The following is a 15,625-nucleotide window of genomic DNA, read 5'->3' on the forward strand; positions in this document are numbered from 1 at the left end:
GTTTAAATTACTGTTTAAGCTATAATTATTCTTTATTTTTATCAAATTCCTTCTTTAAATATAAAGAAACCTGCTTTAATGCTTCATCTGCTTTCGGTGTTATCTTATCCATTGTAATAAATCCATGAGTAACACCATTAAATCTTATCATCTCTACATCAATTCCCATTTCTTTCAACTTGTTACCATAAGCTTCTCCTTCATCCCTAAGTGGATCAATTTCTGCTGTTATTACAAGAGTATTTGGTAAACCTTCAGAATTTTCATCTAAAAGTGGTGATACATATGGTTTTTTTCTCTCCTCTTTTCTTGGTACATATAACGAAATATATTTTTCCATTTCTTGTTTAGACGTGGAAAATTTATCAGCAAAATATGACCATGATTTAGTATTTAATTCAAATATATTTGTAGATGGATATATAAGTACTTGACAAGCTATATTATAAATTTTTCTATCTCTTGTCATTAAAGAAACTACTGCTGTGATATTCCCTCCTGCACTATCTCCTACAAGAGCTATATTTTTTTCATCTCCATTTATACTTGCTGCATTTTTATATACCCATTCCATTGTATTATAAACATCAGTAACACCCTTTGGAAAAGGATGCTCTGGTGCAAGACCATAATCTACAGATATTACAATAGCTTTTGTATTTTGGGAAATCTTTCTACAAACATTATCATGTGTATCAATATTACCTGCAATCCAACTTCCTCCATGAGAATAAATAATTATAGGAAGTTTTGTATCTGATTCTGGTTTATATATACGTACTGGTATCTTATTAGAATTTACTTCTATATTTTTATCTTCAATTACATTAAACTGTATAGACTTTTTTGAAAACTTCTTAGAATTCATATTTAAATAACTTCTAATTTCTTCAATTGACTTTTCTTCAATTGACTTAGGATTAATCAATTTATCTATCTGTAAGTTTAATGCCACATACATATCAATTTTACCATTATTGGTTTCAGTTAAATTTCTTATAACCAAAAACAATCCTATAATAAAAACAAATATAAATCCTACTATAAACTTGATGCTTCTTTTCATATTCTTTACCTCAATTAATTTTATATATAAAAAATCACTAAGAGACTGTGGAAAATCGATTTTTTACACATCTAAATTTTCAAACATATGTAAGAAAAATCTGACTGATTTATCTGTTGACCTATACCATATTATTATTCAAGATAAAAATATTATACAATAATTAAGCATTTTGTTTATTTTTATATTTATAAAAAGAGAATTTAAATTCTAACATTGCAAATATAAAATGTTATCTTAAAAATATATTTATTTAAATTTAAGATAATATTTCAATACAACGTTTTGCAAGTGCTTCTCCTAGTAATTTATGTCCTTCTTCTGAAAGATGAAGTGAATCAATTTCAGAAGCTTTAGTAATTAATGAAGCGTCAATAAATTCTACTTTTAGTTCCTTGGCAACTATTTCATAATTCTTTGCAAGATTCCTAGAAAGTTCATAGCTTCTCATATAACCAAACTCTTCTCCAGATTGAGATGTATTAATTCCTTCACCAATATGTATAGGAGATACTAATAAAACTTTTGATGGAATATTAGTTAAACTTTTTTCTGCTGTAATATCAAGAGCCATTTTTGTAAGAATAGCTGCTCCTTTTGCTACATCACAAGGTGATACATGAAATTTTTCTTTTAAATCATTTGTTCCAAGCATTATAATAATTAAATCTAATGGATAATGAGATTTAATGCATGCTGGAAAATATGTTTTACCATTTTTTATATCATCATAATATGGATCATCTAAAACAGTTGTACGACTATTCAATCCTTCCTCAATAACTCTATACTTATTTCCTAATATATTTTGCATTATACCAGTCCAACGTTTATCATAATCATATCGTCCATTATTTTCAGGATTAAATCCATATGTATTTGAATCTCCATAACAAAGTATATCTTTCATTTAAAAACTTCCTTCCTTAAATATTTTGTGTAGACTACGTTATAATCTCCAATTAACTACTATAATTTATTATGTTCATTCATAAATTTTATTATATGCAAAGATTTTGAAATCTTTAACTTTATTTAAATTATCACAAAAAAAGATTACCTTCAATATTAAAAATAGAAGGTAATCTTATAATCTCATAGATTTCTTGCTAACAATTCTTATATTTGGTTGTGACACTTCAGCGTAGCACCAATACTGTGGCATAACCGAAGGCTCGATTTTTAATGCCCACAGTATTGGTAGCGTAGCGAATTGCGCGCAACCTAATGATGTGTATTTGACAAATCTCCACCGTGGCGCAACACCACAGCATAAAGGCCAAGAAATCTATGTTTAATTTTCATTTTTCTTACTTTTTAAAGTATACCATATTAAAAACTAAATTTCAACATTTTTTGACTATTTTTATATATTATTTTTCATTTTAAATAATATTTATTAATGCACTCTAAATAAGTAAACTCGTAAACAATATATATTTCCAATTATATACTATTAATTCAATACACCATTTTCTATAAAAATATTATAAATTAATTAGAATATAGTAGTTTCTTAATAGTAATTTAAAACTCATTTTTCTAATTAAACATTTTACTATAAAAAATAACTAATTATTTATTAAATTCATAGCGTCATTAATAATATCTTTATATCTCTCTTCATTAACACTTTTTACCCATGATGTCATTCCTGATATTTCATTTATAACTTTATTTGATAATATTTCTCCACTATTTTTAACTTTATTAGCATTATAAATTGCAGCTCTTAAGATTTTAATCCACTTTTTAGGTACTCCAATTTCTTCATTATTTATTACAATACCTGTTATGCATTGACGATTATTTTTTCTTAAAAACTTTGTTTTATCTTTATTTATATTAAAACCCTCTTCTTTAACTATCTTTGATACTAATCCCATAAAGCTTCCAACACTAAGTTCATTAATATCTCCTGTAAAACTAAAGCTCATATCATCTGCATATCTTGTATAAATAAAATCATATTTAGTCGATAATCCATTTAATCTTTTATCTAATTTTACACAAATAATATTTGTAATCATAGGACTTGCAGGTGAACCTTGTGGAAGAATTCTATCTGATATTTTAACATACTTTTCTTCTCCTCTAACTTCTACCTTCATACGCTCACAATATGTACAAATCATAGCTAACATAGATGCCACATACCCAGAATATCCAAAAGATTTAAACATTCCTCTCACTCTTTCAAATGTAATAGTTGGGAAGAAATCTTCAAGATCAATATTAATAAGTAAATCTGGCTTTTTAACATGGACTTTTGCTGCTGAAACTACAGATTTCCCTTTTAAAAATCCATGTGAATAATTACTTGTAGGAATTTTTGATAAAATTTCTTCTAAAATTATTCTTTGTGAGTTTTTTAATATTGATTTAGGAGCTGCGATATTACGAACTCCCCCCTTTTTCTTAGGAATAGTATATCTATGATAATTATCAACTGAAATAACGTCTCTATGATAAACTAAAAATCTTAATTTCTTATATTCTATTCCAAGGAAATTAGCCAATTCTTTATCGTCTTTTATAATAGGTAATTCCTGTAATAACAACTTATTTTCATCAGTTTCTTTATCATAAAGTAAAGAAGAATAACCTTTTCCTATAAATACAATTTTATTTTCTTTTTCTTTTTTCCATTCTTCAGAACGCTGTTCTTTTTCAAGTTCTCTTTGTCTTTTTCTTTCAGCACGTCTCTCAATAGACTCTTGCATTATAGTTTTAGATACATCTAATCTAATTCTTTCATAATCCCAAGTCTCATCATATTTTTTTTGAAGCTCTCTTAATTTTAAATTGATCTTATCCTTTTCCTCATATAATTTAGAAATCTCATCAATTACTTTTTCATATTTTTCTAATAAACATTTTCTTTCCTTATATTGTTCTTCTGTTTCACTTTCTTGTCTTTCATAAGGTGTAGGTAAATTTTTAGGCCAAAACCCATACTCTTGCATCTTTATAAGGGTAAATTCCTTTTTACCCATTGTATTTACAGCTTCTCTATAGTTTTTTCTGTTATTCATATTATTTTCTTGGTTCTCCATCATAGTACCGTCTCCATAATATCATTAATTTTGTATTCTTTATTTGGTTCTAATTTTAATTTCAAAAATTTTGTAGACATCATATATAAAGCTAAAATATGTGAACAAGGAGCTGAAATGTTTCTAGGTCCCTTATTAAAATCTCTACAATTACATTTAACTTTTGAAATTTGACCTTCTTCATCTATTGTCAATAAAGTTTCTGTCAAATCAAACTCTCTATTAAAATCATCTGTTCTATAATATTTCCATTTTTTATATTTAGGATTTGGTGTTTTTAGTGAATGTTTAAAAATAAATTGATTATCTTCTGTCATTTGAGCACTAAACTTGTCCATTCCCTCTTCTATATGTTCCTGAACTTTTAGTTCCATACTCGTTGTCTCATATAATTCATTTGGAAGCTCTTCATTGCATAATCTTCTAAATCTTATAGTATCATTTATTGGATCATAATATCCTTCACCACGCCTTAAAACCATACCAATTCCAGCTTTATTAATGCTCTTTGAATCTTCATTTAAGTTTTCATAAATATTTTCTATTGAAGCAAAACGTTTTTCTTTTAATAGTCTATAAACTTTTTCATAGTTTCCGTCTCCAATAAATCCACCTAAAATATTAAATGCTGTTCCTTTTACCCAATCATTAGAAGACCATGATGAAAGTCCAATAGTCATCTTCATAGTTCCCATATCTCCTATAATGAATTGTGGCATTCCAAATCCAAGAAGTCTTACCTTAAAAGATTTAACTAAAGGAATTATCTTTTCTAAAACTAACCAACGTCTTCTTCCCCATATCTTCTCTTCTCTTTTCTTTTCACCATTATATATTGATTTAAGTGTAAGAGTAGTTCCAAATGGCTCAAAAACAATTTTTACTGGTTTATTAGGTTCTAATACCCATTTCATATATCTTGGGCTTTTTTTAGCTTTATGTCTTCTTAAAAATGAACATATATCATACATATCTATTGGTGATAATTCAATATCTATTCCTCCTAAACTTGAAGCAGAAGAAACTTGATTAAAACCTTTTATCCATGTTTCAGGAAGATCTATTTTCTTTTCCATATGTTCAGGCATTACTCCACTTTCTACTCCAAATCCCTCTGGATTAACTGAAAGTTTAACATCACTATATGTTCTAAATCTTTCAATTTCTTTTGCTAACTTAGCTGAAAAATCTATATTAGTTGTTCCTAAAGATGGTTTTTGAAGTAATTCAAATTCTTCCATATCAATTGATAAACAACCATATGTAGACTCATCTACAGAAAATGCTTCAAAAGATACTTGATCTGGATGTACTGTTATTACAGGATCTAAAACAAACCAAAGATCCAAATCTCTGTCTTTTATAAATTTCCAAAAGTCTTTTTCAATCTTATAATAATCTTTCCATATATCATGTTTATCAATTTCTTTTTTTAGATTATTTTTAATATCAATTAACTTAAATATATCGGAATTTTTATCTTCTATTTCATCTAATAATGCATTCATATCCTTATTAAGATTTTCTCTAACTTCAGGTAAATATTGTTGATGTTTTAAAATTCTTCGTTCAATTTCTCCATCAAGCCATTCAAAAAATTCAACTCTCTCTTTCTTTTTTTGAGTCATATCTGAAACGACAATTTCACGTAGCATAAGCATTGCATCTCTAAAAATAAGAGGATGCTTTAATTTACCTAAAAAAGATACCTTTTCATCTCTAGAAAGATCCGGGCTTAATCCTAAAACTGTTTCTTCTCCTTGATTTATACACATTGATGGACTTGCATATTCATAATTAACCTTCAAGAGACATATCCCCCTTTCTTATTTGTGCTAATGCAACAAGCGCACGCTCTGAATCTATAATTATATTAGAACCTCCAATATCTAATAAAATTTCCTCAAGTTCTTTTAATTTATTTTTATGTTTAACTGCAAATTTAGGAATAGCTTCATATATATTATTTTTACTCTTAGAAATCCTATTAGGAAGGAATATTAAAGTCTTTATATAATACATGAAAAGTTTTTCATCTCCATTACCTAAATTATTAAGTATTTCATTTGTTTTGTTAGAAATATAAGCTTTTACATCACTAGAGGTATGCTCTAACATTTGAATAATAAATTCTTTAGGAAATAAATCCCCATAAATTTCATCTAATTTTCTAAGTCCAAATAAGTAAACTTTATTTACTGGAGAATCAATTATCATACCATGTAATTTCTTTTGTTCTTCCTTTTCCATACTCTCAAAAATTTCTTCTGCTTTTTTATTAAGTATAGTTACATCAGATTCAAACATAATTAATAATGTAGAAAATCTTTTGCTTAACTCTTCACTATTCTCCATAATAATTTCAAATACTATTTTAATCATTTGAGATGTACCAGATTCTAATATACTTATAAATTGAGCATCAGAAAGTAATTTATTATTTTTTATAGCTTCTAAAATAGAAATAACTTGTCTATTTCTCATTGAAATTGCTTTTTGTTTACTTTCTATATTAATTTCTTTAAGTAAATTTTCTAACTCTTCATATGAAATTGAAAAAATCACTTCTTCTATAAATAATTCAATCCATTCTGGCATATTAGATTTTTCAAAAATTGATGAAATAACATATAATATTAAATCTACTTTTTCATTAAATAAAATATTTTCAACTTTATTTGTAGAAAGTGATAATATGTCTTTAATATCTTTAGATAAATTAATATTATGCTGTTTAAATTTATCACTATTGTCTATAATAGATTTTATAAAGTTTGAATATCCATTTCTATCTAAAGAAAGAAGGTTATTCTTAAATAAACTTATCCATTTATCAAGATCATCTAAGAACATTAAATCTAATATATCACTAGATTTAAATAATCCATTAGTCCTTTTGAAGAAACTCATTGCAAGATCATTAATAAATTCACTATTACTATTAATCAAATCTATCATTAATCTTGAATCAAATTTATTAATTTTATTTATCTTGTCTGTAAGAATTTCTTTAAACATATTTCCAAGTGGTTCATAAGAAACCTGAGTTAAATCAATTAACTCTTTATAGCACATATTGTTTATAAGTTCATTAGTTTTTTCTGAATCCTTTAATATGTAATAACATGCTTTAAATACATGATCAATATTTGAATTAACAGCAATGTATAATACATCTTCTAAATGGTTGTCCCATATTTCTTTCATGAACTCGTATCTTCCTTGAAGTTTAATTAATTGGTCATTTGACATCCATTCATGCCTAGCATACCAATTATCCCAACCAACAGGAGGTTTTTCTTTAAAGTCATAATATAAATAATGTTTTATAAAATCATTAAATTGGAAATTACCTTTAAATTTACACACATAATCATATTTTGTATAACTTGTTAAAAGTGATTTCATGGCCTCTATAAATTTTTTCGGATCATTCTTTGCATAAGAATCAATAATTCTTCTTACATATCTTTTAAAATATTTTAATTCTTTACTTTTACCATTGCCTTTAAAATAATAAGTTAATCTTGGAGCATCTAAATAATAAGCTATCTTCCCAATTACATCCGCTAAACCATAAGCTTCTGCTTCTTCTATTGTATTTTTAAGAGTAATAGTATTCAACATTACTCCATCAGTATAAAGTCCTTTTTTATAACGCTGAGGAGCTCTATTTTCTACCCACTCACCTTTTTCATAATCATATCTTCCATAGTATTCTCTTAAAAGTTCTTGAGCAGCATATTTTCTATACTTAGCACCTTCAAGTATTTTATTTTTAGGAATATCTTTACCATTAATATGAATAAGGTGTAAATCCATTTCATGCAGGTGTTCACGTATTAAATTTTCTCTATTTTCTCTTAATTCTTTATTTAATGAATTTATATAAATATCTATACATCTTTTTACACCCTTATTATAACTTTCAGCAGCCCAATTTATATCAGATAAAATAATGTTTCTTGCTTCTTCTATTAATAATGCATTGTTTTGTTTTGCAAGTTCTAAAAATAAACCTGATATTACCTCAGTACTTCCAACATTTAAAATCAAATCATATATCTCTTTTGGTGGATTACTTTCAATTAATTGTTTTAGATTCTTCTTTCTCATGTACAGATTTTTATGACTTAGCATATTATAAATATTTGAATAATACTTATAATATTCCGTATCTAATTTAAGAATTTCGTTAGGATGTTTAGCTAATTTAAAACCAGAAAAATTTATATTTAATGCTTCTATCTTTTCTACACATTCTTCATATGTTATTTCTGTAAAATAATCTAATATGATTTTATTCTCTTCTTCTAAATTCTTAAATTCTTTAACAACATAGTTTTCATCTCTGTTCCAGTACCAACTATATTTAATACCAGTTTTATAATACATTTTAGGAAATTCTTCATCTTTATTTCTATTATAATATCCATCTTCTTCAATAATCCTTACTGCTTGGAAAGACGGTAAATGCCCTTCACTACCTTTAAAAAAGGCATAACTTGTATATTTAACTTCATCTTCAAGAATATTATTTATTGATTCTCCATCACTTTCAGTACTTTTAAACTCATGTTTTCCATAAAGTATAAGAAAACTTGGATTATTGTCACTATCCCATCCCCATAAAACTATAGTTCTTAAAGGATTATATTCTTTTTTCCACGTTTTAGTTTGTAAATTATTGTTTCCTATTAAACAGTTTATACTTTTTTCATTATCATTTAATTTATCTTGTTTAATTAAATCTTCTTTCGGTTTCAAGAAAGAAAAAACTGTTTTTAAAAAGTTATTTTCTTTAGAGTTTGACATAACAGTAAAACCACCTTACTCTTTTAATATTGTAAAAAAAGTTCTTAATATCAAATGAATTTTTATTTCATCTAAAATTCAGAAATCGTTATCCGTAAACATTCATATACCAATTCCAAATTCAAATAAATATATTATAAACATTATCGAACATTTTTTATTAATGTGATATTATAATTTATTATAAAATATTTTCTCCTTATAGTTCTTTATACATTATTCTATCATATTTTTGTTTAATTTTGAACTTTTTTGTCTAATTTAGTTATTAATGGTTTTATATACTCTTTCAAAATATTATTTGTAATTGCATCATTTGAATTAATAATTAAGAAATGATTAAACTTTATAATATATAGAATTCAAATATTATAAAAAATTAATAAACTAAGTATATTGTTACGGTCTTAAATATTAAAACTATTTATAATATAAAAAAATGCAAAAAAATAAGACTTTTACATGAATGATAATAAACAAAACACACTTAAGAAATATATTAATACTTCTTGGTGTTTTCTCTATTATATAACCATGTAAAAATCTTGCTAAAGATTCTCACTATATGTCACTATTATATAATTCAAATTATATAATTCAATATGCTAAATATTATTAGCATTATGTGTTTCTTACTTCTCCTTTATCTTACTATATATTACATAATATTGCAACATATTTTGCGAATTTTTTTAAACTTTTATTATAAATTAGTACAATGATTATGATTAATATTACTCTAAACCTACATTTGTTAAAACTACATTTAATATCTTATTGATTAAAATCTTTTAAGACGTTATAATATAAAACATAAACAGTATTGATATTGAGTATCAATTGACATAATATGAAATTAATTATTTTAACATTATATTATCTTTACAAAGGAGGAATTATATTGAATAATATTCTATTTGCTTTTTCATTAACTCTTTTTTCTGGATTGTGTACAGGCATAGGAAGTGCTTTTGCTTTTTTTGCTAAAAAAACTAATACAAAATTTCTTTCTATAAGTCTTGGTTTTTCAGCTGGTGTTATGATTTATGTATCAATGATCGAAATATTTTTTAAAGCTAAAGATGCTCTTACATCTGAATTTGGACTAAAGATAGGTTCTTGGCTTACAGTAATATCGTTTTTCTCTGGAATGCTTATTATTGCACTTATTGATAAAGTTATTCCAGTTGGAGAAAATCCACATGATATATATAAGGTTGAAGATTTGAGTTCAAATAAAGTTAATTCAAACAATAAACTTTTGAGAACAGGAATATTTACTGCAATAGCTATTGCAATTCATAATTTTCCTGAGGGATTAGCAACATTTATTTCTGGCCTTCAAGCTCCATCTATAGCAATACCAATAGCCATAGCAATTGCAATTCATAATATACCTGAAGGCATAGCAGTATCAGTTCCTGTTTATTATGCTACTGGTGATAAGAAAAAAGCTTTTGTATACTCATTCCTTTCTGGTCTATCTGAGCCATTAGGAGCCATTATAGGATATTTAATTCTAATGCCTTTTATTAACAATACCGCATTAGGTATTATTTTTGGAGCAGTAGCTGGAATAATGGTTTTTATATCACTTGATGAACTTCTTCCTTCCGCTAGAGAATATGGAGAACATCATCTTTCAATATATGGCTTAGTAGGTGGTATGATTGTAATGGCAGTTAGCTTATTATTATTTTTGTAATATATTAAAGCTTATATCACTTTTAATTTAAACACATGAAATAGAATAATAGTTCAAAAACATATTATATATTCAGTTAATAAAATAATCAGTTAATATATATTATAAAAAAACTTTCTCTTAACTAAAGCAAGTTAAGAGAAAGTTTTTTAACTTAGATATTTATTTTTAATATTATAATCTATATTTTTATATTAAGAATTTTAATAAGAATACTAATCCTACTATTACTGTAGTTATACTAATATCTTTTATTTTTCCTGTAAACACTTTTAATAGTATATATGAAACAACTCCAAATACAATACCATCTGATATACTATAAGATAATGGCATCATAATTATAGTTAAAAATGCTGGAATAGCTTCTGTAAAATCTGAAATATTTATTTCTTTTATTGGTTCTATCATAAATAATCCAACTAATACTAATGCAGAACAAGTTACTGCTGGAGTAATTGATGCAAATACAGGTGCAAAGAATAATGCTAATCCAAACATTATCGCTGTTGATACCGCTGTTAATCCTGTTCTACCGCCTTCTGCAACTCCTGATGCACTTTCAACAAATGTACTCACTGTGCTTGTACCAACACACGCCCCAAAAGTAGTTCCTATAGCATCTGCTAAAAGAGCTTTCTTTATATTTGGAACCTTTCCATTCTCATCTAACATCTTTGCCTTAGTTGTAACTCCAACTAAAGTTCCTATAGTATCAAACATATCCATAAATAATAGTGTAAATAATACAATAAGCATATCTACAGATAATATATTATGCCACTCAAATTTAAATAAAACTCCACTAATTGATGGTGGTACACTTATAATGCTAGTTGGAAGTGGTGTAATACCTAAAGGAATACCTATTATAGCAGTTATAATCATGCCTATAAATAATGCACCCTTTATATTTATAGCTAAAAGAATACCTGTAATTATAATTCCAACAATTGCAAGCAAAGCTGTTCCACTTGTTATATTTCCAAGTGCTAAAATTGTTGAATTATCTTTTGGATGCACTATAACTCCAGCACCTTCAAGTCCTATTAAAGCAATAAGTAAGCCAATCCCTACTGAAATCGCTTTTTTAATATTTTCAGGTATTGAATCAACAATAGCTTCACGTACATTAAATAAAGTTAATAGAATAAATATAATACCTTCTAAAAGTACTGCTGTTAAAGCAAATTGATATGAATATCCCATTCCAATAACTATTGTAAATGCAAAAAATGCATTTAGTCCCATACCTGGTGCTTGAGCAAATGGTAGTTTAGCATACAAACCCATAACTAATGTTGCAACTACTGCTGATAAAGCTGTTGCTGTAAACACTGCCCCCTGATCCATACCTGCAGCTGATAATATAGATGGATTTACTATTAATATGTAAGCCATAGTCATAAAAGTAGTTAATCCCGCAATAGCTTCTGTTTTAACATTAGTATTGTTTTTAGTAAGTCCGAAATATTTATCTAATATTCCGTCCTTTTCAAATAGTTTTTTCATTAAATCACTCTTTCGTAAATCATTTTTCTACCTGAACTATAATACGTCATCTTTTGATATATTGCAATAGTTTAGGTGGATTTTTACGTTATTTTAGAGTTATTTTTCGTATTTTTAGATTTTTAACGAACAATTCAAGGTTTTGTTTTGATTAATAGTTCGTGTTTTATATGTGAAATGTAATAATTTGATTATAAAATATATATTTAACAATTTTAAAAAAAATCAAGTAACATTCCTATTTTAAACATAATATATATTAGTAAACAAAAGATAAAAAGTATTAGAATTATAATAAAATTGTATCTTACAAATTTTATTATAGTCTAATACTTTAAATTAAATATAATATATTGCATTATATTATATAATTATTTAATTTTAACTCTTCTATTAACGAATTAAAATGTGAGCTCTCTTCTCCTTCATCATACTGATTACAGACTTTCTCTCTAACTTCATTTAATTCACATCTACTCTTTTTTTGTTTCATATACAGATAAAAATTTAATACATCTTGTAATAATTTTTCATCTTGTTCTTTTGATAATATGTTTGTTATTTTCTCAGTTGATATATTCATTGTGTCACCTCTACATTATTTTATAATTAAGAACTTTTTATTAAGTTAATATTTAAATCAATCTATAGATTAATTCTTCTTGCTCTTAATTTAATAAATATTTATCTAATGTTGCCTTTTGTTTATCTCTAAAATTTGATACTTTATCTATGACAAAATTAAATAATACTATAAAAATACTTGTTAATTTAAAGAAATTAATTAACATATATAAAATGCCTGTCTGTGTAAATATTAACGTAATTCTAGATTTTGTTAATGAGTACATAAATCTATTAAGTATAGTATAACTATCTTGAATTATGAAATATAAAACTACATATTTTATTGAATTAATTAATATATCAAGATATATAAACAAATCTATATTTTTATATTTTGTTTCAATTATACTTATTAACATTATATAAACTATTCCTATGTTTATAGTTTTTTTAGAACACGAAATATACGATCCATATTTCTTAAATTTAGTTATAATAATATACTTCTTAATTGAAAAATCATTAAGTAATTTAAACTTATTTGCTATCATTATGCTCAAAAAATATGTTATAAACATTGTTCCAATTGGCAATGAAGCAATTAAAAAATAATATAAATTTTTCTTTCCATAGTCACTTAAAAAAGTCACATATATCAAATAATTTTGACACTCTTTTATAAAGCTATATCCTATTAATGTTGAAAAATTTATGTCTATAATAATCATTATAAAACATGAAAAAATTGATCCATAAAATAAATCATCAAAAATACTTTGATTTCTTAAAATAAGAATTCCACATGAAAGTCCTAATATAATGCCTTGACTCATACAAACAGCTGAAGCCATATCACCTAACGTGATTATTACTAATAAAAGAGATGTTAAGCCTGAAAGAAATGTATATTTCAAACCACATCTTAAATATATTAATGTAATAATAACAGGAACTCCTATATCTAAATATCCTACATAACTAAATCCTGTTTCTATTGCAAGAAGACTTATTATTACAAAAACTGCTGAAAACATTGCAGCTTCTGTCATTTTCTTAATTTCCAAAAGTACATCACCACATTCTTTGTTGTCATCTAAAAGTTAATAGTGTAATTTTACCTTTAAGTTATGTTTAAATCAAGATTTCTATTCTCTTTCTTAAAATAAAAACTACTTTTTATAACTCTGTTTAAAAATAAGTTCATAAAAAGTAGTTTAAATATTTTATATTATTTTTTCAATTAATAATTAAAGAATTATTCTTATAAAAAAGTCTATCATCTGAAAATTTACTAATCCTTACATTTTTTATTTGCTTTACATTTATCGCACAAACCAATTAACATAATATTTACATCATTTACTTCTACATTACTCTCTTTTTCAACTTTTTTATTTAATTTAATAAATTCTAAATTTAAATTTCTATCATCAATATCTATTACATCATTGCATTTTGAGCATTTAAAATGAATGTGCAAGGGCTTTTTACTAAAAATTTTCATTTCATAATAACTTATATTATTAGTGTTAATTTCTTTTATTATGTTTAATTCATTAAACAGTTTTAAACTTCTATATACTGTTGCAATCCCAACATTATTTTTCTTAATTCTTTCATAAATTTCTTTTACAGATAAATGAGTATTAGAATTTATTATTTCTAAAAGAATCAACTGTTTTTGTATAGTAAACTTATATCCTTTTTTCTTAAATAGTTTTTTGTAAAAACTCAAATCTTTATCCATTAAATCATTCCCATTAATCAAAATATTCATAATAGCCTTCATAATCATATTAAATAAAAACTCTATCTGCTGATTTTAACTTATCCTATTTAAAGATTTACATTTAATATTTTTTTACTCCATCAAAAAATTCCAAATACTTTTTAACATGATTTTCATCTTTTAAGAAATCTATAGCACATTTTGGATGAATATTATATTGTCCTGTTAACATATAAGAAATATCTTGTCCCCATTTAATTTTCTCCTTAAGAGGCAATATATTGTCCTGAATACATTGTATTACTGGTCTGATTGAATACTTTTGTGAATTTAAATAACCTAGCATCAGTTCCATATAACAATTTCCAGCGCCTCTTCCTAAACCATACATTGTCGCATCTACGAAAGTTGCGCCATTTTTTAAAGCTTCTATACTATTAGCATAAGCCATTTGCCTATTGTTATGAGCATGAATTCCTAGTTTTATACCACTACTTTTAATATATTTAAGATATTTATTTGTTAAATCTTTTATATCATCTGTATATAATGCCCCAAAACTATCAACAATATATACAACATTCACTTTTGACTTAGATATCTTCTCTAATGCATTATTTAATTCTCTCTCTTTAAGTAAAGAAACTGCCATAAGATTTAAAGAGGTTTCATAACCTTTGTCTGAAATATTTTTTATAATTTCACATGCTTCTTCAATTTGATGTATATAAGCTGCTACCCTTATCATATCAATTATACTTTTATTTTTAGGGAGAAGTTCATTAAAATTTGTTCTTCCCACATCTGCCATAATAGATAACTTTGTACCTGATTTAGATTCTCCCACAACATTTCTAATATCTTCTTCTTTGCAAAACTTCCATTTTCCAAATTCTTTATATGAAAAATATTCCTCAGAAGCTTTATAACCAATTTCCATATAATCAATTTTTGCTTCTCTACAAGAAGAATACACATTTTTAACTAGTTCATCCTTAAAATAAAAATTATTAACCAATCCCCCATCTCTAATAGTGCAATCAATAACCTTTACTTCTTCATTATAATCTTTTTCTATTTTAAACACTCCTTTAATGTTATAGTCGTATCAAGTGTTTGTAAAATACCGCAGATCACATAAATGTAAAATATTTTTGTCACAAAATATTAAAAAT

General features: G+C 25.2%; 11 protein-coding genes. 1 reads left to right on the forward strand and 10 read right to left on the reverse strand.

What is annotated here, in order from left to right; all coding sequences use genetic code 11:
- Positions 1–25: 25 nt before the first annotated feature.
- The 5 genes from KYD98_RS05805 to KYD98_RS05825 all read right to left on the reverse strand — a co-directional run bounded on the left by KYD98_RS05805 (position 26) and on the right by KYD98_RS05825 (position 8,937).
- Entirely contained in the window at positions 26–1,066 is a 1,041-nt protein-coding gene (locus KYD98_RS05805) for an alpha/beta hydrolase (RefSeq protein WP_219778651.1), read from the reverse strand.
- 259 nt (positions 1,067–1,325) lie between these two features.
- The gene (locus KYD98_RS05810) at positions 1,326–1,976 is read right to left on the reverse strand and encodes an SGNH/GDSL hydrolase family protein (protein WP_219778652.1); all 651 of its coding nucleotides are present in this window, start codon (positions 1,974–1,976) and stop codon (positions 1,326–1,328) included.
- Between the two features lie 661 nt (positions 1,977–2,637).
- Positions 2,638–4,125, reverse strand: a complete 1,488-nt coding sequence (locus tag KYD98_RS05815; protein ID WP_219778653.1) for a reverse transcriptase family protein — start codon at positions 4,123–4,125, stop codon at positions 2,638–2,640.
- Entirely contained in the window at positions 4,122–5,930 is a 1,809-nt protein-coding gene (locus KYD98_RS05820) for an SWIM zinc finger family protein (RefSeq protein ID WP_219778654.1), read from the reverse strand. The genes KYD98_RS05815 and KYD98_RS05820 overlap by 4 nt, the downstream gene beginning before the upstream one ends.
- Positions 5,920–8,937, reverse strand: a complete 3,018-nt coding sequence (locus KYD98_RS05825; protein WP_219778655.1) for a hypothetical protein — start codon at positions 8,935–8,937, stop codon at positions 5,920–5,922. Before KYD98_RS05825 ends, KYD98_RS05820 begins: the two co-directional genes overlap by 11 nt.
- A 901-nt stretch (positions 8,938–9,838) precedes the next feature.
- Between KYD98_RS05825 and zupT the strand changes: the two genes are divergently transcribed.
- Positions 9,839–10,642: a zinc transporter ZupT gene (gene zupT / locus KYD98_RS05830; RefSeq protein WP_219778656.1), complete on the forward strand. Its 804-nt coding sequence runs from the start codon at positions 9,839–9,841 to the stop codon at positions 10,640–10,642.
- 189 nt (positions 10,643–10,831) lie between these two features.
- Here zupT and KYD98_RS05835 read toward each other — a convergent pair whose 3' ends face one another.
- The 5 genes from KYD98_RS05835 to KYD98_RS05855 form a co-directional block, all read right to left on the reverse strand.
- Positions 10,832–12,154: an NCS2 family permease gene (locus KYD98_RS05835; RefSeq protein ID WP_219778657.1), complete on the reverse strand. Its 1,323-nt coding sequence runs from the start codon at positions 12,152–12,154 to the stop codon at positions 10,832–10,834.
- A 358-nt stretch (positions 12,155–12,512) separates the two neighbouring features.
- Entirely contained in the window at positions 12,513–12,737 is a 225-nt protein-coding gene (locus KYD98_RS05840) for a hypothetical protein (RefSeq protein ID WP_219778658.1), read from the reverse strand.
- Between the two features lie 85 nt (positions 12,738–12,822).
- A complete protein-coding gene (locus KYD98_RS05845; protein WP_219778659.1) occupies positions 12,823–13,785 on the reverse strand; it encodes a YybS family protein in 963 nt (320 codons plus the stop codon).
- A gap of 227 nt (positions 13,786–14,012) precedes the next feature.
- Complete coding sequence (locus KYD98_RS05850) at positions 14,013–14,468, reverse strand: Fur family transcriptional regulator (protein ID WP_219778738.1); 456 nt, start codon at positions 14,466–14,468, stop codon at positions 14,013–14,015.
- Positions 14,469–14,571: 103 nt separating this feature from the next.
- Positions 14,572–15,537, reverse strand: a complete 966-nt coding sequence (locus tag KYD98_RS05855) for an aldolase catalytic domain-containing protein (RefSeq protein WP_308462436.1) — start codon at positions 15,535–15,537, stop codon at positions 14,572–14,574.
- Between the last annotated feature and the right edge of the window lie 88 nt (positions 15,538–15,625).

Origin of the sequence: Clostridium weizhouense, assembly GCF_019431045.1 — a bacterium.
Classification (GTDB): domain Bacteria; phylum Bacillota; class Clostridia; order Clostridiales; family Clostridiaceae; genus Clostridium; species Clostridium weizhouense.

What these genes read in the sequence shown, in the direction of transcription:
- KYD98_RS05810 (WP_219778652.1), bottom strand. Translation starts at nt 1,976, where the DNA reads ATGAAAGATATACTTTGTTATGGAGATTCAAATACATATGGATTTAAT.
- KYD98_RS05850 (WP_219778738.1), bottom strand. Translation starts at nt 14,468, where the DNA reads ATGGATAAAGATTTGAGTTTTTACAAAAAACTATTTAAGAAAAAAGGA.
- KYD98_RS05825 (WP_219778655.1), bottom strand. Translation starts at nt 8,937, where the DNA reads ATGTCAAACTCTAAAGAAAATAACTTTTTAAAAACAGTTTTTTCTTTC.
- KYD98_RS05840 (WP_219778658.1), bottom strand. Translation starts at nt 12,737, where the DNA reads ATGAATATATCAACTGAGAAAATAACAAACATATTATCAAAAGAACAA.
- KYD98_RS05815 (WP_219778653.1), bottom strand. Translation starts at nt 4,125, where the DNA reads ATGATGGAGAACCAAGAAAATAATATGAATAACAGAAAAAACTATAGA.
- KYD98_RS05805 (WP_219778651.1), bottom strand. Translation starts at nt 1,066, where the DNA reads ATGAAAAGAAGCATCAAGTTTATAGTAGGATTTATATTTGTTTTTATT.
- KYD98_RS05835 (WP_219778657.1), bottom strand. Translation starts at nt 12,154, where the DNA reads ATGAAAAAACTATTTGAAAAGGACGGAATATTAGATAAATATTTCGGA.